Consider the following 22,626-nt stretch of genomic DNA (forward strand, 5'->3'; position numbering starts at 1 on the left):
CGTACACGGTAAATAGCCTTTATCAGAACTTTGACGGAAAAGAAAAAAGGGGTTTTCACCCCTTTTTCTTACAACGTGCGATACCGCGGTATCAGTTGTAGGCCACGGTGAAGTTGGCAACGCTGTCTGCTTCACCGGTGGTGACGGTCGCAGCGGTGGCTTCATACATGGCGGCGAAGGTCACGGTGTTGTTGCCGTTTTGCAGCACAACCGGAGCGACTTGCTCGGTGCCGTTGTCGAGCATTTCGCCAGCACTGGCCTGCAGACGGATGCCGACGTTCTGCGCCAGACCGGTGGTGGCGAACAGGCCTGGAACCGCTGGATCCTGCACACCGCTGAAGGTGAAGCGCGCGTTCTTCTGGGTGGTGGTGTCGCAGTCGGTCAGGATGATGTCGAACTTGACCGGGGTCGAACGGCTGCCGATGGCGGTGAATTGATTCGATGGCACCTGACCCAGGGAAACGGTCTGGTCCAGAGAGCTGGCGTCGATACCGCAGGCGCCGGATACGATTTCACCAATGAAACGCACGGTGCCAGGGTTGCCGGAGGCCGGCGTTGCAGCGTTGGCGAAAGAAGTAAGACCCATGACAACGGTAGCGGCGGTAACAGCGACGAACTTTTTCATTATTCACATCTCTTGGGATAGTTATTTATTCGGCCCAGCGGCCGGGCTTTCCCAATCACTCATGCGCGGCAACAGGTTTATTCGCAGCTGCGAACAAACTTCCTCACGAACTTTGCAACCGATGGTCCCCCCCATATATCCGGCCTTTCCTTGCCGAACTTTCCAGGTATCCGTTGCACAGCCGTAAATCCGTAACAAGTAATCAGAACGCCGGGCATCTCTGCTCCGGAACAAATAGTGATCGAGACCCAAGGGTGAAAATGTAAGTTCTTTCTTGCCGCCTTGTAGGACAATTCTCAGCAACCGAGAAATATCATTCCGTGGTACTCGGACTCCAGAACGCCTGCACCACCAGCGCCGACGTGGAAATTCGCGCCACCAGTGCGTCGAGTTCATCGCCATCGACCGACGTTGTCGCCAGCGTCGCTTCAATTTCGATTTCATCGGCGCCGAACGCATGCACATCGACATCGCTGGCCGGGTAGTTGCTGCGCTCAAGCTCGGCTTCAAGCAAGGCGAACACGGCGGTTTGCTGTGAGCGTCGGGCGATGACGTAGACGATGTTGGTGACTTCCGCCGAGACCACGTCCAGTGGCTGGCGGTTGATGTTGTTGACGATAGGCCGCAGCAAGGTGTTGGCGGCGAGGATGAACAATGTGCCGAGTACCGCTTCGGCAAGCAGATCGGCACCGGCACAGGCGCCGACCGCCGCCGAAGTCCACAGGGTCGCGGCGGTGTTGAGGCCGCGCACGTTGCCCTCTTCACGCATGATCACCCCGGCGCCGAGAAAGCCGATGCCGGAGACCACGTAGGCAACCACGCGCACTGCGCCTTCGGCACCGGCGAGACGGTTGGCCATGTCGACGAAAATCGCCGCGCCGACGGCGACCAGTACGTTGGTGCGCAGGCCGGCGGTGCGTTGCCGGTATTGGCGCTCGAAACCGATCAGGCCGCCGAGGATGAACGCGGCGCTGAGGCTGACGAGGGTATCGAGGAGCGAATCGAGGTTGAGGTTGTTGATGGCTTGCATAGTCATTTCCTTGAATACACACAAATCCCCCTGTAGGAGCTGCCGCAGGCTGCGATCTTTTGATTTTGTTTTTAAAAGACAAGATCAAAAGATCGCAGCCTGCGGCAGCTCCTACAGGGGAGAGCAATCCTGCTGTTATTGCCAGCCGAACCGGCGGATGTAGAAACCTTTCACCGCCTGGGTCAGCGCCATGTACGCCAGCAGAATCACCGGCAGAAACACGAAGTACATCGAAGGCAGCGCCTGCAGTTTGAAGTAGTGCGCCAGGGGCCCCATCGGCAGGAAGATGCCGACCGCCATGATGATCCCGGTCATCACCAGCAGCGGCGTGGCTGCACGGCTTTGCAGGAACGGAATCTTCGGCGTGCGGATCATGTGCACGATCAGCGTCTGGGTCAGCAACCCGACCACGAACCAGCCGGACTGGAACAGCGTCTGGTGATCCGGGGTGTTGGCATCGAATACGTACCACATCAAGGCGAACGTGGTGATGTCGAAGATCGAACTGATCGGGCCGAAGAACAGCATGAAGCGCCCGACATCGCCCGGCTGCCAGCGTTGCGGTTTTTTCAGCATGTCCTCGTCGACGTTATCGAACGGAATGGCGATCTGCGAAATGTCGTAGAGCAGGTTCTGCACCAGCAGGTGCATCGGCAGCATTGGCAGGAACGGAATAAACGCACTGGCGACCAGCACCGAGAACACGTTGCCGAAGTTGGAACTGGCGGTCATCTTGATGTACTTGAGCATGTTGGCGAAGGTGCGCCGCCCTTCGAGCACGCCCTCCTCCAGCACCATCAGGCTCTTTTCCAGAAGGATGATGTCGGCCGCTTCCTTGGCGATGTCCACCGCGCTGTCCACGGAAATACCGATGTCGGCGGTGCGCAGCGCGGGTGCATCGTTGATGCCGTCGCCCATGAACCCGACCACATGCCCGTTGCCCTTGAGGATGCGCACGATGCGCTCCTTGTGCGACGGCGTCAGTTTGGCGAAGACGTTGGTTTTTTCTACCGCCACTGCCAGTTCGGCGTCACTCATGCGCTCGACGTCATTGCCCAGCAGCAGGCCTTGTTGCGCAAGCCCCACTTCGCGGCAGATCTTCGCGGTCACCAGCTCGTTGTCGCCAGTCAGCACTTTCACCGCCACGCCATGTTCGGCCAATGCCCTCAGCGCGGGCGCGGTGCTTTCCTTCGGTGGATCGAGAAACGCCACGTAACCGATCAGCGTCAGTTCCTGCTCATCGGCCAGGCTATAAACTTCGCGACCTTCGGGCATCGAGCGAGCGGCCACGGCCACCACGCGCAAGCCTTCAGCGTTGAATGCTGCGGTGACCTGACGAATCCTGGTCAGCAATTCATCGCTCAAGGCTTCATCGATATCGCCATGACGCACGCGGCTGCACACCGCCAACACTTCTTCCACGGCCCCTTTGCAGATCAGTTGATGCGGCTGGCCTCGCCCTTCGACCACCACCGACATGCGCCGACGATTGAAGTCGAACGGGATCTCGTCGACCTTGCGAAACGCCGTACCGACTTTCAGTTCGCGGTGGATTTCCACGTGTTCCAGTACCGCGACATCCAGCAGGTTTTTCAGGCCGGTCTGGTAGTAGCTGTTCAGATAGGCCATTTCCAGCACGTCGTCGGAGTCCTGGCCCCAGACGTCGACATTGCGCGCGAGGAAGATCTTGTCCTGGGTCAGCGTGCCGGTCTTGTCGGTGCACAGTACGTCCATGGCGCCAAAGTTCTGGATCGCATCGAGGCGTTTGACGATGACTTTTTTACGCGACAGAAACACCGCGCCTTTGGCCAGCGTCGAGGTGACGATCATCGGCAGCATTTCCGGGGTCAGGCCGACGGCAATCGACAGCGCGAACAGCAGTGCTTCAGTCCAGTCACCCTTGGTGAAACCGTTGATGAACAGCACCAGCGGCGCCATGACGAACATGAAACGGATCAACAGCCAGCTGACTTTGTTGACGCCTTGCTGGAACGAAGTCACTGCGCGATCGGTTGCGCCAACCCGTTGCGCCAGCGCACCGAAATAAGTGCTGTTGCCCGTGGTCAGGATGACTGCCACTGCAGTACCGGACACGACGTTGGTGCCCATGAACAGGATGTTTTCCAGCTCCAGCGGATTGCGCGTGTCGCGATCGGCCTGACGCGGGAATTTTTCCACCGGCATCGATTCGCCAGTCATCGCTGCCTGACTGACGAACAGGTCCTTGGCGCTAAGCACCCGGCAATCGGCCGGAATCATGTCACCGGCCGAGAGCACGATCAGATCGCCCGGCACCAATTGTTTGATCGGCAATTCGCTGCGCGGCGCGTCACGGCGCATTACCGTGGCGGTGTTGCTGACCATGGCTTTGAGTGCGTCGGCGGCCTGATTGGATTTGCTTTCCTGCCAGAAGCGCAGCAGCGTCGACAGCACCACCATGGAGAAAATCACCACGGCGGCCTTGAGGTCTTCGGTCAGCCACGAGATCACCGCCAACAGGGTCAGCAGCAGGTTGAACGGGTTTTTGTAGCAGTGCCACAGGTGAGTCCACCATGGCAGCAGCTGTTCGTGTTCGACCTCGTTGAGGCCGTACTGCGCACGCAGCGCATCGACTTCGAAATCGGTCAGACCATCGGAATGCGTGCCGAGTGACGACAGTAAACCAGCGGTGTCGCAATGCGCGGCATCGACCAGAGTGTTGGCCAAAGTGGGTGGGACTTCACGGCTGACCGTGGTGTCGTTGATCGATTCCAGCAGCGCCAGACGACGGAAGTGCCGGGCGATGTGGCGGGTCCGCAGGAAACCTGCGAAAAATTCCTTGAGCGTAAGTTTCATGGCTGTTGCCCCTATGGTCAGCCGGGAAACCGTCAAGCAGGTACGGCCGCGCCTCGTGCGCCGGAAAAACCGGCACGGCAAGGCTTGGCGCGCCAGTCAGAAAAGACAGGCGTGTCGATAGGGCTGCGATCACAACAATGAAGTCGCAATCACGCTCTGTTCAGCGTCGATGAGAAGGACGTCTAGCCATGACCCAGGACGGGCCATGCACGGGATGCCGCTGCTCGCTTTTACGGCGAGACAACGACAGAGAAAGTCTGCGCGTTATCTTGCCGAGAATCTGCCGGTTACCGAGACCGGCCGACAACTGTCACTCGAACAAGTACCCACTGTGGGTCTCCGCTATTGATGAAAACGCGCGAAGCTTACGCCCCGATGATTGGAGAGTAAACCTGCAAAAGGAGGTGTGTCGGGGAATGTGGCGGGTGTTCAGGAAGGGTTCAGGATGATCGTTCCCACGCTCTGCGTGGGAATGCCTCAACGGACGCTCCGCGTTCGGCCTTCGATAGGGACGCGGAGCGTCCCGGGCTGCATTCCCACGCAGAGCGTGGGAACGATCTGGCCTGGAAATCGGCGTTAGCTGGCAGTTGCCAACAACAGATCCGCCATCGAACGATGTCCGCGATGCTTGCCATGTTCATACAGCGAGCCGGCGATCTCGTCCGCACGAATCGGCAGCACCGACAACAACGTGTCGCTCAGACCATGGCTGGCCTGGCAGAAGCCCTGCATGTAGATGCCGGCTTTGCAACGCTCGTCGGTGATCAGTTTGTAGTTGCGATCCACCTCGAAGTCACCCAGATACTCTTCCAGCGGCGCCAGCAGTTTGCGGTGCATCTGGCGCTCGTAACCGGTGGCCAGAACAACGGCGTCGTAGTTGCGCACGGTCACTTCGCCGGTGGCGTTATTGCGCACGGCCAGTTCAATGCCATTGGCGGTCGCGGTCGCGCTTTCGACGGTGGTCAGGGTGCGGAACGCGTGACGGGCAATCCCGGACACCTTCTGGCGATAGAAGATGCCGTAGATGCGCTCGATCAGGTCGATGTCGACCACCGAGTAGTTGGTGTTGTGGTACTCGTTGACCAGCCGCTCACGCTCGGCGCTGTTCTGCTGGAACACCAGATCGGTGAACTCCGGCGAGAACACTTCGTTGACGAACGGGCTGTCGTCCGCCGGCTTCAGGGCCGAACCGCGCAGGATCATGTCGACCTGCACCGACGGGAACGAATCGTTCAGGTCGATGAACGCTTCCGCCGCGCTCTGCCCGCCACCGATAATTGCGATACTCATAGGCTGATTGTTCACGCACGGCTGCTTGGCCATTTGCGACAAATACTGCGAGTGGTGGAACACGCGGGTGTCGCCCTTCAGCGCCTTGAACGCCTCCGGAATGCGCGGTGTGCCGCCAGCGCTGACCACCACCGAACGGGTCGTCCGTACATGTTGCAGGCCATCGCTGCCACGGGAAATCACCCGCAGTGCTTCAACCTGATGGTTGTGCAGCACCGGCTCGATGGTCAGCACTTCTTCGCCGTAACGGCTCTGTTCGGTGAACTGTCCGGCGACCCAGCGCAGGTAATCGTTGTACTCCATGCGGCACGGATAGAAGGTGCCGAGGTTGATGAAGTCGACCAGACGACCGTGGTACTTAAGGTAATTGACGAACGAGTATGGGCTGGTCGGATTGCGCAGGGTCACCAGATCCTTGAGGAAGGAAATCTGCAACTCGCTCTGCGTCGACAGGGTATTGCCGTGCCAGCTGTAGTTGGCCTGCTTGTCGAGAAACAGCACATCCAGCTCGCCCTGGGTCGGGCCGCGCTCTTGCAGAGCGATGGCCAGCGCCAGGTTCGAAGGGCCGAAACCGACGCCGATCAGGTCGTGAACGATGGGCGTTGCAATTGCCTGTGTCATTTCCAGTGTCCTCTGGAGTAACCCCTCAACGCGGGGATAAAGCCTGGGTGGCCTGACCGGCCTGAATCAGGTCAGCAGGTCGTCTGTTGAGTAGGAACGAGGACGATGAAGAGAAATTTAACCAGCAAGGATCAATGGGCATCCCACTGCTTGATCCGCAAGCGGCAATGTTTCATGGCGTTGACGATGTGCTTTTCCACCAACGCCTTGGAAATCCCGAGGTGCTCGGCAATTTCCGGATGGGACAGCCCTTCGATCTTGCGCAGCAGAAAACTTTCACGGCAGCGCGGCGGCAACTCGGCCAGCGCGCGCTGGAGCATTTCCAGACGTTGACCATGATCAAGGGTGCCATGGGGCGACGGGGTGAAATAGCGCTCTTCACTGTCCAGCACATCAAGTGATTCGACCTGGCGCAAGGCGTTGCGTCGATGATCGTCGATGACCAGATTCAACGCTGTGCGATAAAGGAACGCTCGCGGTTGTTCGATCGGCGTGTCGCTGGAACGCTCCAGCACCCGCACATAAGCGTCATGCACCACATCTTCGGCCACCTGACGGTTGCCCAGCTTGGCGTTCAGGAAACACACCAGCTCGCGATAGTAGTTTTCCAACATGACTCCCGACCGCATCGATGCAGTTCCTGTCCTTGAGCACACTGATCCGGCCACGGAATACGCAGTAGCAAGATAGTGGCAACTTGAGGTGCGTAATTTATAGTAATTCTCATATAGATTTAAAGAGCTGATTCCACATCCCGACCAAATAGTCCTGCCCGAACACCTGTTACATGATGTTTGAGCGCCTAAATTCCCTTGTGCATTCATCGTTTACAGGACAGCTCCCCGTATCTGTCGTGCCATGCGACAGCGTTCAGCGCCCCTGCACGCCTGTGTAATTGCCGAATGACGGGCCGAACCCACTGGCCGGAACCCTGCATGAAACGTCCCCGCCCCGCCCGACGCGCCTTGTTCGCCGCCCTTTGTCTGATTCCCGTGATCGCCGTTGCCGCGTGGCAAGTCCTGCCCCCCGGGCGTGACGCCCTCGCCACGGTGCAGGTGACGCGCAGCAGTATCGAAAACAGCGTGACCGCATTAGGCACGCTGCAGCCACGCCGTTATGTGGACGTTGGTGCGCAAGCATCCGGGCAAATTCAGAAGATTCATGTCGAGGCTGGCGATACGGTCAAGGAAGGCCAATTACTGGTGGAGATCGACCCCTCCACGCAGAAGGCCAAACTCGATGCCGGGCGGTTTTCCATCGAGAACCTCAAGGCGCAGCTGCAGGAGCAACGCGCCCAGCACGACCTTGCGCAACAGAAATACCAGCGCCAGCAGAAGCTCGCCGCCGGTGGCGCCACCCGTGAGGAAGACGTGCAGACGGCCCGCGCCGAAGTCCGCGCGACACAGGCACGCATCGACATGTTCCAGGCGCAGATCCGTCAGGCCCAGGCCAGCCTGCGCAGTGACGAAGCGGAGCTCGGTTACACGCGCATTTATGCACCGATGAGCGGCACGGTCGTCGCCGTCGGCGCCCGCGAAGGCCAGACGCTCAATGCGCAACAGCAAACCCCGCTGATCCTGCGCATCGCCCGGCTCTCGCCAATGACCGTGTGGGCCGAGGTTTCCGAAGCGGACATCGGCCACGTCAAACCCGGCATGACCGCCTACTTCACCACCCTCAGCGGCGGCAGCCGGCGCTGGAGCAGCACGGTGCGGCAGATTCTGCCGGTACCGCCGCGCCCCCTCGAACAGAACCAGGGTGGCAGCCCCACCAGCGGTCGCAGCGGCAGCGAACGCGTGGTGCTCTACACCGTGTTGCTCGACGTCGACAACGCCGACAACAGCCTGATGACCGACATGACCGCGCAGGTGTTCTTCGTTGCGCAACAAGCACAAGACACCCTCACCGTGCCGACCGCCGCCCTGCAACCCGGCTCACGCCCGCAGTGGCAACGGGCGCAGATCGTCGCCGCCAACGGCGAAGTCCAGGCGCGTGACGTGCGCACCGGCATCAGCGACCGCTTGCGCACACAAGTGCTTGAAGGCCTGGTCGAAGGCGATCACATCCTCAGCGCGCCGGCCACCGGCAGCGGAGGTTGAATGCAAACCCCACTGATTGACCTGCGGCAGATCCGCAAATCCTACGGCGGCAATGACAGCCCGCTGGTGGAAGTATTACGCGGCATCGACCTGTCGATTCATGCTGGCGAGTTCGTCGCCATCGTCGGCGCATCCGGCTCCGGCAAGTCGACATTGATGAATATCCTCGGCTGCCTCGACCGCCCTACCAGCGGTGAATACCGTTTTGCCGGTGAAGACGTCGCCCGACTCGACACCGATGAACTGGCCTGGCTGCGCCGCGAAGCGTTCGGTTTTGTGTTCCAGGGTTATCACCTGATCCCCTCCGGCTCCGCCCAGGAAAACGTCGAGATGCCGGCCATCTATGCCGGCACCCCGGCCGCCGAACGTCACGCCCGCGCCAGTGCCTTGCTGGAGCGGCTCGGCCTGGGCAGCCGCACCGGCAACCGCCCGCATCAGCTTTCGGGTGGTCAGCAACAACGGGTCTCGATTGCCCGGGCGTTGATGAACGGTGGCCACATCATCCTCGCCGACGAACCCACCGGCGCCCTCGACAGCCACAGCGGCGCCGAGGTCATGACCCTGCTCGACGAACTCGCCGGTCAGGGCCATGTGGTGATTCTCATCACCCACGACCGCGAAGTCGCGCAGCGTGCCAAACGCGTCATCGAGATTCGTGACGGCCTGATCATCAGCGACACCGCCGAACACCCGTCAGCCCCGCCCCGCAGCGCCAACCCCGGCGCCTTGCAAGCAGTGGATCTGCGCCAGCGCCTGAGCACCGGCAGCACCCAGACCGGCGCGTGGAAAGGTGAGCTGGTCGACGCCGTGCAAGCGGCGTGGCGAGTCATGTGGATCAACCGCTTTCGCACCGCGCTGACACTGCTGGGGATCGTCATCGGTGTGGCCTCGGTGGTGGTGATGCTGGCGGTGGGCGAAGGCAGCAAACGCCAGGTGATGGCACAGATGGGCGCGTTCGGCTCCAACATCATTTACCTCAGCGGCGCCGCTCCCAACCCGCGCACGCCACCGGGCATCATCACCCTCGACGACGTCGCCGAGCTGGCCGCCCTGCCCCAGGTTGAACGCATCATGCCGGTCAACGGTTCGACCGCCGGCGTGCGTTTCGGCAATGCCGACCACACCAGTTACGTCGGTGGCAACGACACCAATTTTCCAATCATTTTCAATTGGCCGGTGGTCCAGGGCAGCTACTTCAGCCAAGCCGATGAAGACAGCGCCGCCGCCGTCGCCGTGATCGGTACCAAGGTGCGCGATAAACTGCTCAAGGATGTCGCCGACCCGATTGGCCAATACATCCTGATCGAAAACGTACCGTTTCAGGTGCTCGGTGTTCTGGCGGAAAAGGGCTCAAGCTCGGGCGATTCCGACAGCGACAATCGCATCGCCGTACCCTACTCGGCAGCCAGCACACGCCTGTTCGGCAGCCGTAATCCGGAGTACGTGGTAATCGCCGCCAAGGATGCACGCAAAGTCAAAGACGCCGAGCAGGCGATCGAACAGGCAATGCTGCGCCGGCACAACGGCAAGAAGGATTTCGAACTGACCAACAATGCCGCGATGATCCAGGCTGAAGCGCGCACGCAAGGCACACTGTCGCTGATGCTCGGCGCCATTGCTGCGATCTCGTTGCTGGTCGGCGGCATCGGCGTGATGAACATCATGCTCATGACCGTGCGCGAACGCACCCGGGAAATCGGTATTCGCATGGCCACGGGCGCCCGACAGCGTGACATCCTGCGCCAGTTTCTCACTGAAGCGGTGATGCTCTCGGTGGTCGGCGGCATTGCCGGCATCAGCCTGGCGATGCTGGTCGGCGGCGTCCTGTTATTCAGCGGCGTAGCGATCGCATTTCAGTGGCTGGCCGTGATCGGCGCCTTCGCCTGCGCACTGGTCACCGGCGTCCTCTTCGGCTTCATGCCTGCCCGCAAGGCTGCCCGGCTCGACCCGGTCACGGCCCTTACCAGTGAATGATCGATCTATGAAAGCGCCATTGACAATCCTTGCTGCCAGCCTGTTGCTGGCGGCCTGCAACAGCCCTGCGCCGCGCCCCGACAGCGGCGTGCAGCCACCGACCGCCTGGCAATCGCCTGACCACCCCGGCGCCGTGCAGCACAACCGCCAATGGTGGATGCAGTTCGGCAGCCCCGAGCTTGATCGTCTGGTGGAACAGGCGCGACTGGGCAGCCATGACCTCGGTGCCGCCGTCGCTCGCGTCAGGCAAGCCCAGGCCAGCGCGACGATTGCCGGCGCCCCGCTGCTGCCGGAAATCAAGGCCGGTCTCAATGCCAATCGGCAGAAACTGTTGCACGGCAAAGGCTACAGCCAACTCGACGTCAGCCCGGATAATCGCTCGCTGGATTATTACGATGCCGAGTTGAGCGCCAGTTACGAAATCGACTTCTGGGGCGGTAAACGCGCGGCCCGCGACAGCGCCGTATTCGGGGTGAAGGCCAGCGAATTTGACCGCGCCACCGTCGAACTGACCCTGCAAAGCGGTGTGGCCAGCAGCTACACCCAAGCCTTGGCGTTGCGCGAACAGGCGCGCATTGCCGAACTCAATCTGGCCAACGCGCAAAACGTCCTGCACCTGGTGCAAACCCGCTTCGACGCCGGCAGCGCCACCGCACTCGAACTGGCCCAGCAAAAAAGCCTGGTAGCGGAACAACAGCGCAAATTGCCGCTGGTGCAGCAACAGGCCCGTGAAGCATTGATCACTCTCGCCGCCCTGCTCGGCCAACCGGTGCAGGCCTTGCCTTCACCGCAACAGTCGTTCGAACAGTTGCAGTGGCCGAATATCGCCAGTGGCGTGCCGAGCGATCTACTGAGCCGGCGTCCGGACATCGCCAGCGCCGAAGCCAGACTGGCAGCGGCTCAGGCTGACGTCAGCGTGGCTCGCGCGGCCATGCTGCCGAAAATCACCCTGACCGCCAGCCTCGGCACCGGCGCCGATCTGGCGGCGGACCTGATGCGCACCACGTTCTACAACCTGTCCTCCGGATTGACCGCGCCGATCTTCAACAACGGCCGCCTGAGCGCCGAGCGCGACAAGGCCAAGGCGCGTCAGGACGAACTGCTGGAAACCTATCGAGGGGCGATCATCAATGGTTTTGCCGACGTGGAAAAAGCCCTGAGCAGTATTCGCGGCCTCGACGAGCAACGTCAGTGGCAAAGCGAAGAGTTGAGTCAGGCGCAGACCGCGTTCGACATTGCGCAACGTCGTTATCAGGCCGGCGCTGAAGACTTGCTGACGGTGCTGCAAACCCAGCGCACGCTGTATGCGGCGCAAGACATGAATGTGCAACTGCGGCTGTCGCGCTTGCAGGCCAGCATTGCCCTGTACAAGGCGTTGGGCGGGGGGTGGCAAGTCATCTGACAGCAACATCTCCTGTAGGAGCTGTCGAGTGCAACGAGGCTGCGATCTTTTGATCTTGCTTTTAAGAGTCAAATCAAAAGATCGCAGCCTTCGGCAGCTCCTACACGGGGATCGCGTCGTGACTGATTAAATGCTCGGGGCAAAAAAATCGCAGCACCAGGCTGCGATTTTTTTTGCGCTTAAAGTTGCCGCCCTTTCACTTTCAAATGCCGGGCGTACCAAGGCCGCTGCGGCACTTTGCGAAACAGGTCAGCCATGTTGTCTTCATCGCCAAAGGTGATGCGCAACGCCAGTTTCATGGTTTCCGGGTCCATCTCCACCGAGCGCCCGATTTGCAACCCCGGCACGGTGCTGCAGCCATGGGTGTCCGGCCCCAGCCAAGGGTCGTCGACCTCAACCCAGCGCCCCGGTGCGAACCACGGCACACCGTTGACTTGCAGTCGACTGACCTCGCCCGGATGGAAACGCTCGTGGGCGCGGAACCAGTCTTCAATACGGTCATCGATCCAACCGTGGAAACGCCAGAACACCGGGTTCACATGGGAGGAAAACGGGTCGCCGAGGAAGTCGTTTTCCGGCGCATACCAGCGCGCCGAAAAGTCTGCCTGATCCCTCGCCATCGGCACCGGAATGTCGTTGGACGGATCCCGCGCCACCGACGCCCAGCGCATGTGCAGCCAGTCGTGCAGGCCCAGTTCGACTTCCGAGCCAAACTGGCCAAGGGAGAGTTTCGACAAGTAGCGCGGGTCGCGGTACTGCGATTCCCACACCTGGAAATTGCTGTGGTAGGTCTCGGCCGCTTTGATGTCGCTGACCCACTTGGTGTACTCGTCGTCACCTTCGGTCAGCCAGGTGGGCGGCAGCGCGTCGCCGTCGTGATTGTCGAAGTAGCGGGCGAAGCCCTGGCGGTCACGCTCCAGTTCCGGCTGCGGCATCGGGAAAGCCTGCCAGGACGGCAGATCCTGCATCGAACGGGCCTTGCCGAGCATGTGTCGGTGCATGAAGAAGAAGTCGATGCCCGAACCATTGCGATCCTTGCTCGGCCCACGGGCATCGCGCTCCTTGTCACGAGGGCCGGGTTGCCAGCCGATACCGCGCAAGGCGTCGCGTTTTTTCTCCGAGAGCTTGTGCCACTTGTCGCGACTGGCGTGCCAGAGCTGGTGGAACAGGCGATGTTCCGGCGCCACCAGCCACGCCAGCAATGTCGGGTTCAACCCGGTGCGCTCGCGGGCTTCGGGGAAACGCCGCTTGATGGCGATGAAATGGTTGTCGAGTTCAGGCAGCGCCAACGGCCGATCCAGGCGCAACACCTGCCCGGTGAACGTGCCGCTGCCAGCATTGCCGAACGCCGCCCAGACTTCGTCGAGTTTGACTTTGAATTCGTAGACCGGCGGCGCGTGCGGCGCGTCGGTGCGCATCAGCCGCCAGTACAATTCGGCGCCGTTGCCCGGCGCCAGATCGCCAATCACCTGATAACGCGCAGGTTCTGCTGAACGCAGATTGGCACCGGTATCGAGAAACCCGCGCACGCCGCGGCCCCGGTGGGCAATGTCGAGAAACAGTTCCAGGCCTTCGCGTGGCAAGCCATCGAGCCCCGCCGCAGCGCCGTTGAAACGGATATCCCAGACGCCGCGCAGGTTGTCCGCCAACTGTTGACCGGCGGTATCGGCCAGATCGACCGTGGCCTCCCCCGGGGTGATCGGAAACTCCTCGCGGGTCAGCTCACGATGTGCATAAAAAGCGGCAGGCAGCGCGGCGCCCGTGAGTGCCATGCCTGCCATGAACCAGCGTCGAGAGATCGTCATTGCCCTACCTGTGTCAGCCATGAAGCAGGCTTTATCCAAGCTAGAACGTTTGCTCGTCGGGGAAATTTACGGCCCCGGCAAAAGATCGCGACGCGCCGTCAGCGCTTTTGCGGCCCGCGACTAAATTACCCGCCCGGCCACTCGTTCCTCCCAGATAGCAAAGGCCCCTGCGCCTGCACCTCGACGGCGAACCTGAATGAGATGGCAATGACAAAACCGCGTTCGAAAAAGGCTCTATTTATCGGCCTGCCGCTGGCCTTGGCGATCAGCGCCGGCGCAGGGTTTCTGGCCTGGGATTACTGGTTTCGGGACAACCCCGGTTATCCGGTAAAAGTGATGAAACAGGCGACCGAATTGCAGGATCGCATTCTCTCCTTCGACAGCCACATCACCGTACCCCTGAGTTTCGGCGCCCACGGCAACGAAGCCGACAAGGACGGCTCCGGCCAGTTCGACCTGATCAAGGCCAATCGCGGGCGTTTGTCGGGCGCTGCGCTGACGGTGTTCGGCTGGCCGGAAATGTGGAACGGCCCGAATGCCCCGCATCGCCCGACCGAAGGTTTTGTCGAAGAAGCCCGCAACCAGCAGGAAGTGCGCTACAAGATCATCACCGGCATGGTCCGCGACTTCCCCAATCAGGTCGGCATCGCCTACACCCCGGATGATTTCCGCCGCCTGCATGGCGAAGGCAAATTTGCGATTTTCATCAGCATGCTCAACGCCTATCCGCTGGGCAACGACCTGAGCAAACTGGACCTGTGGGCCGGGCGCGGCATGCGCATGTTCGGCTTCAGCTACATCGGCAACAACAGCTGGGCGGACTCGTCGCGCCCGCTGCCGTTCTTCAATGACTCGCCGGACGCCCTCGACGGCCTCTCCGATATCGGCAAGCAAGCGGTGCAGCGTTTGAACGATCTGGGGGTGATCATCGACGTTTCGCAGATGTCGACCAAAGGCCTGGAACAGGTTGCGCAGTTGAGCCGCACACCGTTGGTGGCCTCGCACTCGGCGCCGCGGGCGGCGGTGGATATTCCGCGCAACCTCAGCGACAAGGAATTGCAGCTGATCAAGAACAGCGGCGGCGTGGTCCAGGTGGTCGGCTTCTCGCAGTACCTCAAACCGCTGACCCAAGGCACTCAAGACAAACTCAATGCCCTGCGCGCCCGCTTTGATCTGCCGCCATTGCCAAACCTGGCCATGGCGCTGATGCCGGGTGACCCGATCATTACTGCGTGGTCGGAACAGAAACTCGGCCAGTACGCCAGCGGCCTCTACGGCATCCTTGAAGAGGAACCGAAAGCGACCCTCAAGGATCTCGGCGATGCCATCGATTACACCGTGCGCAAGATCGGTATCGACCATGTCGGCATTTCGTCCGACTTCAACGACGGCGGCGGCATCAAGGGTTGGGAAAACGTTGGCGAAATCCGCAACGTCACCGCCGAGCTGATCCAGCGCGGCTACTCCGAAGCAGACATCGCCAAACTGTGGGGCGGCAACTTCATGCGCGTCTGGGATCAGGTGCAGAAAGCCGCGAAACCGGCGCTGATTTCCCGTCAGGACACTGCCAAGCCATGACAGACCGCCGTACCTTTCTGAAACAGGCCGGTGTGATGGCGGCCGCCCTGCCGTTTGGCGCCAGCCTCACAGCGCCGGCAATGGCAACGACCGCCCCCGGGGCATCCGCGAACAAATGGACGCAATTGCGCCAGTTGTTCGATCAGGATCCTCAGGCGATTCATTTCGCCAACTTTCTGATCACCTCCCATCCCAAACCTGTGCGCGAAGCCATCGAACGCCATCGCGCCACGCTCGACCGTAATCCGGGACTGGCGATGGATTGGGATCTGGGGAGCAACGAACAATTGCAGCAGAACGTGCGGGTCTGGGCCGGCAAGTACCTGCAGGCCAAACCCGGCCAGATTGCCCTCACCGGCAGCACCACCGAAGGCCTGGCGATGATTTATGGCAGCGTGCAGGTGCGCCCTGATCAGGAAATCCTTACCACCGAGCACGAGCACTATTCCACTCGCAACATCCTCGATTTCCGTACCCGCCGCGATGGCACCCGAGTGCGCAAACTCAAGCTGTTCGACACCCCGCAAAGCATTTCGCTGGATCAGGTGCTCGACACCATCAACCGCAACATCCGCCCTGAAACCCGCGTACTGGGCATGACCTGGGTCCATTCGGGCAGCGGCGTGAAATTGCCGATCAGCGATATTTCGCGGCTGGTCGATGAACACAACCGTCAACGTGACGACAAGGACCGGCTGATTTACGTGGTCGACGGCGTGCACGGTTTCGGTGTCGATGACTTGAGTTTCCCGCAGATGAACTGCGACTTCTTCATCGCCGGTACCCACAAGTGGATGTTCGGCCCACGCGGCACCGGCATCGTTTGCAGCCGCAGCGAAGAGCTGAAATACGTCAGCCCGAGTGTGCCGACATTCTCCGAAGCCACCTCCTTCGCCACCATCATGACCCCGGGCGGTTATCACGCCTTCGAGCATCGCTGGGCGGTGGACGAAGCGTTCAAATTGCACCTGCAACTGGGCAAGGCTGACGTTCAGGCGCGCATCCATCAGCTCAACAGCTACCTGAAACAGCGCTTGCAGGAACAGCCGGGGATCGAGTTGGTGACCCCGCTCGATCCGAAATTTTCTGCCGGCTTCACTTTTTTCCGGGTCAAGGGCCATGACAGCGACGAAGTGGCTGCCTACCTGATGCAAAACCGGGTGATCTGCGATGCAGTCAGCCGCGACGTCGGCCCGGTGATTCGCACGGCGCCCGGCCTGCTCAACAACGAAGCCGAAGTGGACCGGTTCATGGCCATCCTCGGTCAAAAACGGCGCGCCTGATCCCTCGACTCCAGTTTTCCTTTCACAGAGACGACTCATGAAAAAGCCTCACGCCTCTTTCACCTTCAAGGCGCTACCCGCGCTGGCCCTGACCGTGCTGTGCGCCGGTCTGTTGCCCGGCGCCGCTCAAGCGGCCACGCCACCCGCGCCGGGAAAAGTGTTCAAGGACTGCAAGGACTGCCCGGAAATGGTCGTACTGCCGACCGGCACCTTCACCATGGGCACCCCGGATGACGAAGTCGGCCGCGAGCCAGACGAAGGACCGCGCCACGCAGTGACCTTCAGCAAACCGTTCGCCATCAGCCGTTTCCAGGTGCTGGTCGGCGAGTGGGACGCGTACGTGCGCGAAACCGGCAACAAGCCTTACGACTTCGATGATCGTCCGGGCCGTCGCTGCACTGCCGGCAAGCCGGAATTCAAACAGACTGCCCGCGACCCGGCGGTGTGCATGAACGTCGCCGAAGCCCAGGGCTACATCGATTGGTTGTCGAAAAAAACCGGTCATGCCTATCGCCTGCAAAGCGAATCGATCCGCGAGTACGCCGCACGCGGCGGCAGCACCGGGCCCTTCCCTTTCCCGTTCGATGAAGGCAACAACTACCAGATTTCCAAACACGCCAACACCTATGGCGCCGCCGACGGTTACAACTTCACGTCCCCTGCAGGCACGTTCCCGGCCAATGCCTTCGGCGTTTACGACGCCCACGGCAACGTCTACGAATGGACCGCCGACTGCTATCACAAGGATTATTCCGGCGTGCCCAACGACGGTCGCCCATGGACTCAGGAAGACTGCGAGCGTCAGGTCATGCGTGGCAACGACTGGGGCGAGGCGCCGGTGTTCTCGCGCTCCGGTAACCGCAACAGCAGCTGGCCGACCAGCAAAGGCGACTGGCTCGGGTTTCGCGTAGTGCGCGACCTCTGATCCTGCCCGCCACGACCGCAGCCCCGTCTGCGGTCGTTTAAAGAAAGTCCGTGACCATTCGTTTTCCTTAAGTACCGGCACTCCCTCCGCACCGAAGCAGGAATCCTCCATGACCAAGCCTACGCGTGGGGCGATCAACGAATTGTTCGCCTTGCTCAAGCCCTTCCGCCTGATTGTCTCTGTGTCCATCGTGCTCGGCATGATCGGCGGCCTGAGCGTCACCGTGCTGCTGGCAACCATCAACAATGCCCTGCACTCCGACGACGGCCTGACCCGGACCGTGGTAATGATTTTCGCCGGTCTGTGCGCACTGGCCTTGCTGACGACGATTCTGTCCGACATCGGCACCAACTACGTCGGCCAACACATCATTGCCAAGCTGCGCAAGGAACTGGGGGAGAAAGTGCTGTCGGCGCCGATCGACCAGATCGAACGCTATCGCAGCCATCGATTGATCCCGGTGCTGACCCACGACGTCGACACCATCAGTGACTTCGCCTTCGCCTTTGCCCCGCTGGCGATTTCCATGACGGTTACCCTCGGCTGCCTCGGCTATCTGGCGCTGCTGTCCTGGCCGATGTTCTTGATGATGCTGGTGGCCATTGCGATCGGCACAACCATTCAGGCGATTGCCCGGGCCAAGGGCATGCGCGGTTTCTACGCCGCACGCGACTCAGAAGACGAACTGCAAAAGCACTACAACGCGATTGCCGAGGGCGCCAAGGAACTGCGCATTCACCGCCCGCGTCGCCAGCGCATGTTTGTCGCCGGGATTCAGAAAACCGCCGAAAAGATCTGCGACACCCAGATCAAATCCATCAACACCTTCGTCATCGCCAAGTCCTTCGGCTCGATGCTGTTCTTCGTGGTCATCGGCATGGCACTGGCCCTGCAGTCCTTCTGGCCCAGCGGCGACAAAGCGGTGATGAGCGGATTCGTCCTGGTGCTGCTGTACATGAAGGGACCGCTGGAGCATCTGGTCAGCACGTTGCCGATCATCAGCCGTGCGCAGATTGCCTTCCGCCGCATCGCCGAGCTGAGTGAACAATTCTCCTCGCCGGAACCGCATCTGCTGCTGGAAGACCAAGGCAAGAAACCCGGTGCTGTCAACAGCCTGGAACTGCACAACGTGCGTTACGCCTTCCCGCCCGTGGAAGGCAGCGAACCGTTCCGTCTGGGGCCGGTCAACCTGCGCATCGAACAGGGCGACATCGTGTTCATCGTCGGTGAAAACGGTTGCGGCAAAACCACTCTGATCAAATTGTTGTTGGGTTTGTATGCCCCGACCGAAGGGGAGATCCGCGTCAACGATCAGCCGATCACCGCGCTCAACCGCGACGACTACCGGCAGAACTTCACCACGATTTTTGCCGACTATTACCTGTTCGACGATCTGATTCAGGGCGACCGCGAAGTCCCGCAGGATGCGACCCGCTACCTCGAACGTCTGGAGATCGCGCACAAGGTCAGCGTGCGCGACGGCGCGTTCAGCACCACCGATTTGTCCACCGGCCAGCGCAAGCGTCTGGCACTGGTCAACGCCTGGCTCGAAGAGCGTCCGGTGCTGGTGTTCGATGAATGGGCGGCCGATCAGGACCCGACCTTTCGGCGAATTTTCTACACCGAGTTACTGCCTGACCTCAAGCGACTGGGCAAGACCATCATCGTGATCTCCCACGATGACCGTTACTTCGACGTCGCCGATCAACTGGTACGCATGGAGGCCGGCAAGGTCAAAAGCGAACTGCAAACCGCTTGACCGACGAGGCCGCGGCCAGGCCGGAAAAATAATTTTCCGGTTTGCCGCGGCTTCCTCGTCTTAATGAGATGAATAAGAACCATTAACAACTATACCTGCCAAGGTCTTAACCTCATGTCCGCATCCCGTTTCATGCTTCGCCCTCTGACTCGAGCCCTGCTGATGCACGGCGCGACACGCACTCGACTGGCCGGCACCGGCCTTGGTCTGGCACTGACACTCACGGCAGCGCCGTATGTCCAGGCCCAGGAATGGACCTTGAACATCCCGTCGCAGCCATTGGCCCAGGCGCTGCAAACCCTCGGCCAGCAGACCAGCCTGCAAATCATCTACAGCCCGGAAAGCCTGCAAGGTTTGCGTTCGACCGCGCTCAACGGCCGCTACCAGGATGATGAGTCGCTCAAGGCGATGCTTAACGGCACCGGCATCCGCTACCAGCGTGACGGCAACACTGTGACCGTCCTCGGCCCTGCCACCGGCAGCGCGATGGAACTGGCACCGACCAACGTCAACGCCAACCGCCTGAGCGCGACCACCGAAGGCAGCAACTCCTACACCACCGGTGGCGTGACCATTGGCAAAGGCGTGCACTCGCTGAAGGAAACCCCGCAGTCGGTCACCGTGATGACCCGCAAGATGCTCGATGACCAAAACCTCAACACCATCGAACAGGTGATGGAAAAGACCCCGGGCATCACCGTGTATGACTCGCCCATGGGCGGCAAGTATTTCTATTCCCGTGGCTTTCGCATGTCCGGCCAGTATCAGTACGACGGCGTGCCGCTGGATATCGGCAGCAGCTACGTGCAGGCCGACAGCTTCAACAGCGACATGGCCATCTATGACCGCGTGGAAGTACTGCGTGGCGCGGCCGGCATGATGAAAGGCGCTGGCGGCACTGCCGGTGGCGTCAACTTCGTGCGCAAGCGCGGCCAGGACACCGCGCACACACAACTGTCGCTGTCGGCAGGGACGTGGGACAACTATCGCGGCCAGGTCGATACCGGCGGCCCGCTGAACGACTCCGGCACCATCCGTGGTCGCGCCGTGGTCACCGAACAGACCCGTCAATATTTCTATGACGTGGCCAGTCGCAAAGACCAGATCTACTACGGCGCTCTGGACTTCGACCTCAGCCCCGACACCACCCTGGGTCTGGGCTTCGCCTGGGAAGACGTCGACGCCACGCCGTGCTGGGGCGGCCTGCCGCGTTACGCCGACGGCTCCGACCTGCACCTCAAGCGCTCCACGTGCCTGAACACCGCGTGGAACAACCAGCGCAGCAAACGCGCCACCTACTTTGCCGACCTGAAACACCAGTTCAATGACGACTGGTCGCTGAAAGTCGCCGGGGTGTACTCGCGTAACACTCAGGACATGGAATACGCCTTCCCGAGCGGCGCGGTACCGGTCGGCGCCACCGCATCGAACACCCTGATGCTGGGTAGCATTTACGACTACGACCAGCGCGATTACGGCTTCGATGCCTATGTCGACGGCAAATTCGACGCCTTCGGCCAGCAACACGAACTGACCATCGGCGCCAACGCCAGCCGTTCGCACAAGGATGACTTCTACGCCGTCGCCGCGCTGCCACAACGGCAGAACGTGCTCGACCCGAACCACCACATCCCGCAACCGGACGAAAGCTACTACCTGGCCAATGCCTCCCGTGGCGGCCCGGTGGACATGCACATCAAGCAATACGGCGCCTACTCCATCGCCCGCCTGAAACTGGCTGATCCGCTGACCCTGGTACTGGGCAGCCGTGTCAGCTGGTACAAGTCCGACACTGACTCGGTGCAGTACTTCCGTGGCGAAGGCACCCAGGTCGACACCAAGTCCACCGAAACCGGCCAGGTCACGCCGTTCGCCGGTGTGCTGTTCGACCTCAACGACAACCTGACCGCCTACGCCAGCTACACCGACATCTTCACCCCGCAAGGCGCTTACAAGACCATCGATGGCAGCACCCTCAAGCCATTGGTTGGCCAGAGCTACGAGCTGGGGATCAAGGGTGAGTGGTTCGACGGTCGTCTGAACAGCTCCTTCAACCTGTTCCGCACCCTTCAGAAAGATGCGGCCCAGGATGACCCGCGTTGCGAGGACAGTTCTTGCTCGATCAACTCCGGCAAGGTTCGCGCGCAGGGCTTCGAAGCTGAAGTCAGCGGTGAAGTGATTGACCGCCTGCAATTGCTGGCCGGTTATACCTACACCCAGACCAAGGTGCTGGAAGATGCCGACGCCACTCAGGATGGCGTGGTCTACAACTCGTACGTGCCGCGCCACTTGCTGCGTGTCTGGGGTGACTACAGCCTGAGCGGGCCACTGGATCGCGTGACGATCGGTGCGGGTGTCAACGCGCAGACTGGCAACTATCGGACTTCGCCTCTGGGCGGTGACAACATTGATGGTGCCGGTTATGCGGTCTGGAACGGTCGCATTGGCTACCGTATCGATGACACCTGGTCGGTGGCGCTTAACGGGAATAACCTGTTTGACAAGCGTTACTACTCGACGATTGGTACCGAAGGGTTCGGTAACTTCTATGGTGATCCGCGTAACTTCGTGATGTCGGTCAAGGCTGATTTCTGATTGGGTGTGATGTGAGAGAGCCCCGCTTTGGCGGGGCTTTTTTTGGCCTGTTGGTCTTGGCGGCCTTGGGGCCGACCATGCTCCTTGGGTTTTGGGGGCATATCCGTTGCTTCGGGTGCTGCCGATGGCGGTTTCGCTCTTACAGCGACTCACTTTTCCAGACGCCGGAATGCCGGCCCAGCGAAAAGTAAGCAAAAGGCTTTGCCCCTGGCGTACGGCACTTCGCTGAGGCTCAGTGTTCCCTCCCTACGGTGTCCATCCGGGGGCATCGCCTACGGTTTGCTTCGCTGCACCTCCTCTCGATGTATGCGGCTACGCCGCACGGCGCTGCGCGCCTAACCCCCGGATGAACACCTCCGCTCGGCCTGCCGATGGGGCAAAAGATCAAAAGCCGAAGCCAAAGCAAGATCACAAGCCAAATCAAAAGCCCCTCACCCTAACCCTCTCCCAGAGGGAGAGGGGACTGATTGAGGTGTTTGGGAGAGCTACGCCGACGTGCGATACCGCGTTGAACTCAGGCTCTGAAAAGCAAACAAATCAGCCCCTCACCCTCCAAGAAAAAGAGAGGACTGATTGAGGTGTTTGGGAGAGCTACGCCGACGTGCGATACCGCGTTGAACTGAGGCTCTGAAAAGCAAACAAATCAGCCCCTCGCCATCCAAGAAAAACAGAGGACTGATTGAGGTGTTTGGGAGAGCTATGCCGACTTGCGATACCGCGTTGAACTCAGGCTCTGAAAAGCAAACAAATCAGCCCCTCACCCTCCAAGAAAAAGAGAGGACTGATTGAGGTGTTTGGGAGAGCT

14 protein-coding genes are annotated in these 22,626 nt (G+C 60.7%); 8 read left to right on the forward strand and 6 right to left on the reverse strand.

The window, feature by feature from the left end; translation table 11 throughout:
- Nucleotides 1-91 precede the first annotated feature (91 nt).
- From ACIF4X_RS11655 to ACIF4X_RS11675, 5 genes are all read right to left on the reverse strand, one after another.
- Nucleotides 92-625: a fimbrial protein gene (locus ACIF4X_RS11655; RefSeq protein WP_397482235.1), complete on the reverse strand. Its 534-nt coding sequence runs from the start codon at nucleotides 623-625 to the stop codon at nucleotides 92-94.
- Nucleotides 626-938: 313 nt separating this feature from the next.
- Complete coding sequence (locus tag ACIF4X_RS11660; protein WP_007913384.1) at nucleotides 939-1,655, reverse strand: MgtC/SapB family protein; 717 nt, start codon at nucleotides 1,653-1,655, stop codon at nucleotides 939-941.
- Nucleotides 1,656-1,790: 135 nt separating this feature from the next.
- A complete protein-coding gene (gene mgtA, locus ACIF4X_RS11665) occupies nucleotides 1,791-4,490 on the reverse strand; it encodes a magnesium-translocating P-type ATPase (protein WP_397482236.1) in 2,700 nt (899 codons plus the stop codon).
- 576 nt (nucleotides 4,491-5,066) lie between these two features.
- A complete protein-coding gene (locus ACIF4X_RS11670) occupies nucleotides 5,067-6,401 on the reverse strand; it encodes a lysine N(6)-hydroxylase/L-ornithine N(5)-oxygenase family protein (protein WP_397482237.1) in 1,335 nt (444 codons plus the stop codon).
- 131 nt (nucleotides 6,402-6,532) lie between these two features.
- Complete coding sequence (locus ACIF4X_RS11675) at nucleotides 6,533-7,015, reverse strand: sigma-70 family RNA polymerase sigma factor (protein ID WP_042704912.1); 483 nt, start codon at nucleotides 7,013-7,015, stop codon at nucleotides 6,533-6,535.
- A 321-nt stretch (nucleotides 7,016-7,336) separates the two neighbouring features.
- Between ACIF4X_RS11675 and ACIF4X_RS11680 the strand changes: the two genes are divergently transcribed.
- From ACIF4X_RS11680 to ACIF4X_RS11690, 3 genes are read left to right on the forward strand one after another with little or no spacing between them, the layout of a single operon-like run.
- Nucleotides 7,337-8,500 carry an efflux RND transporter periplasmic adaptor subunit gene (locus tag ACIF4X_RS11680; RefSeq protein WP_007913371.1) on the forward strand — a complete coding sequence of 388 codons (1,164 nt, stop codon included), beginning with the start codon at nucleotides 7,337-7,339 and terminating at the stop codon, nucleotides 8,498-8,500.
- The gene (locus ACIF4X_RS11685; protein WP_397482238.1) at nucleotides 8,501-10,474 is read left to right on the forward strand and encodes a MacB family efflux pump subunit; all 1,974 of its coding nucleotides are present in this window, start codon (nucleotides 8,501-8,503) and stop codon (nucleotides 10,472-10,474) included.
- 7 nt (nucleotides 10,475-10,481) lie between these two features.
- Nucleotides 10,482-11,876, forward strand: a complete 1,395-nt coding sequence (locus ACIF4X_RS11690; protein WP_397482239.1) for an efflux transporter outer membrane subunit — start codon at nucleotides 10,482-10,484, stop codon at nucleotides 11,874-11,876.
- Nucleotides 11,877-12,055: 179 nt separating this feature from the next.
- Here ACIF4X_RS11690 and ACIF4X_RS11695 read toward each other — a convergent pair whose 3' ends face one another.
- A complete protein-coding gene (locus ACIF4X_RS11695) occupies nucleotides 12,056-13,681 on the reverse strand; it encodes a PvdJ/PvdD/PvdP-like protein (protein WP_397482240.1) in 1,626 nt (541 codons plus the stop codon).
- Between the two features lie 207 nt (nucleotides 13,682-13,888).
- Here ACIF4X_RS11695 and pvdM point away from each other — a divergent pair, with 207 nt between their 5' ends.
- The 5 genes from pvdM to ACIF4X_RS11720 all read left to right on the forward strand — a co-directional run bounded on the left by pvdM (nucleotide 13,889) and on the right by ACIF4X_RS11720 (nucleotide 21,821).
- Nucleotides 13,889-15,259: a pyoverdine-tailoring dipeptidase-like protein PvdM gene (gene pvdM, locus ACIF4X_RS11700; RefSeq protein WP_095111778.1), complete on the forward strand. Its 1,371-nt coding sequence runs from the start codon at nucleotides 13,889-13,891 to the stop codon at nucleotides 15,257-15,259.
- A complete protein-coding gene (locus ACIF4X_RS11705) occupies nucleotides 15,256-16,542 on the forward strand; it encodes an aminotransferase class V-fold PLP-dependent enzyme (RefSeq protein WP_397482241.1) in 1,287 nt (428 codons plus the stop codon). The genes pvdM and ACIF4X_RS11705 overlap by 4 nt, the downstream gene beginning before the upstream one ends.
- A 37-nt stretch (nucleotides 16,543-16,579) precedes the next feature.
- Nucleotides 16,580-17,467 (forward strand): formylglycine-generating enzyme family protein, encoded by an 888-nt coding sequence (locus ACIF4X_RS11710; RefSeq protein WP_397482242.1) that lies wholly within the window; start codon nucleotides 16,580-16,582, stop codon nucleotides 17,465-17,467.
- A gap of 109 nt (nucleotides 17,468-17,576) precedes the next feature.
- Complete coding sequence (locus ACIF4X_RS11715) at nucleotides 17,577-19,226, forward strand: cyclic peptide export ABC transporter (RefSeq protein WP_095047693.1); 1,650 nt, start codon at nucleotides 17,577-17,579, stop codon at nucleotides 19,224-19,226.
- A gap of 114 nt (nucleotides 19,227-19,340) precedes the next feature.
- Complete coding sequence (locus ACIF4X_RS11720) at nucleotides 19,341-21,821, forward strand: TonB-dependent siderophore receptor (RefSeq protein ID WP_397482243.1); 2,481 nt, start codon at nucleotides 19,341-19,343, stop codon at nucleotides 21,819-21,821.
- Nucleotides 21,822-22,626: the final 805 nt, after the last annotated feature.

Origin of the sequence: Pseudomonas sp. NPDC085632 (assembly GCF_044541255.1) — a bacterium.
Lineage (GTDB): Bacteria > Pseudomonadota > Gammaproteobacteria > Pseudomonadales > Pseudomonadaceae > Aquipseudomonas.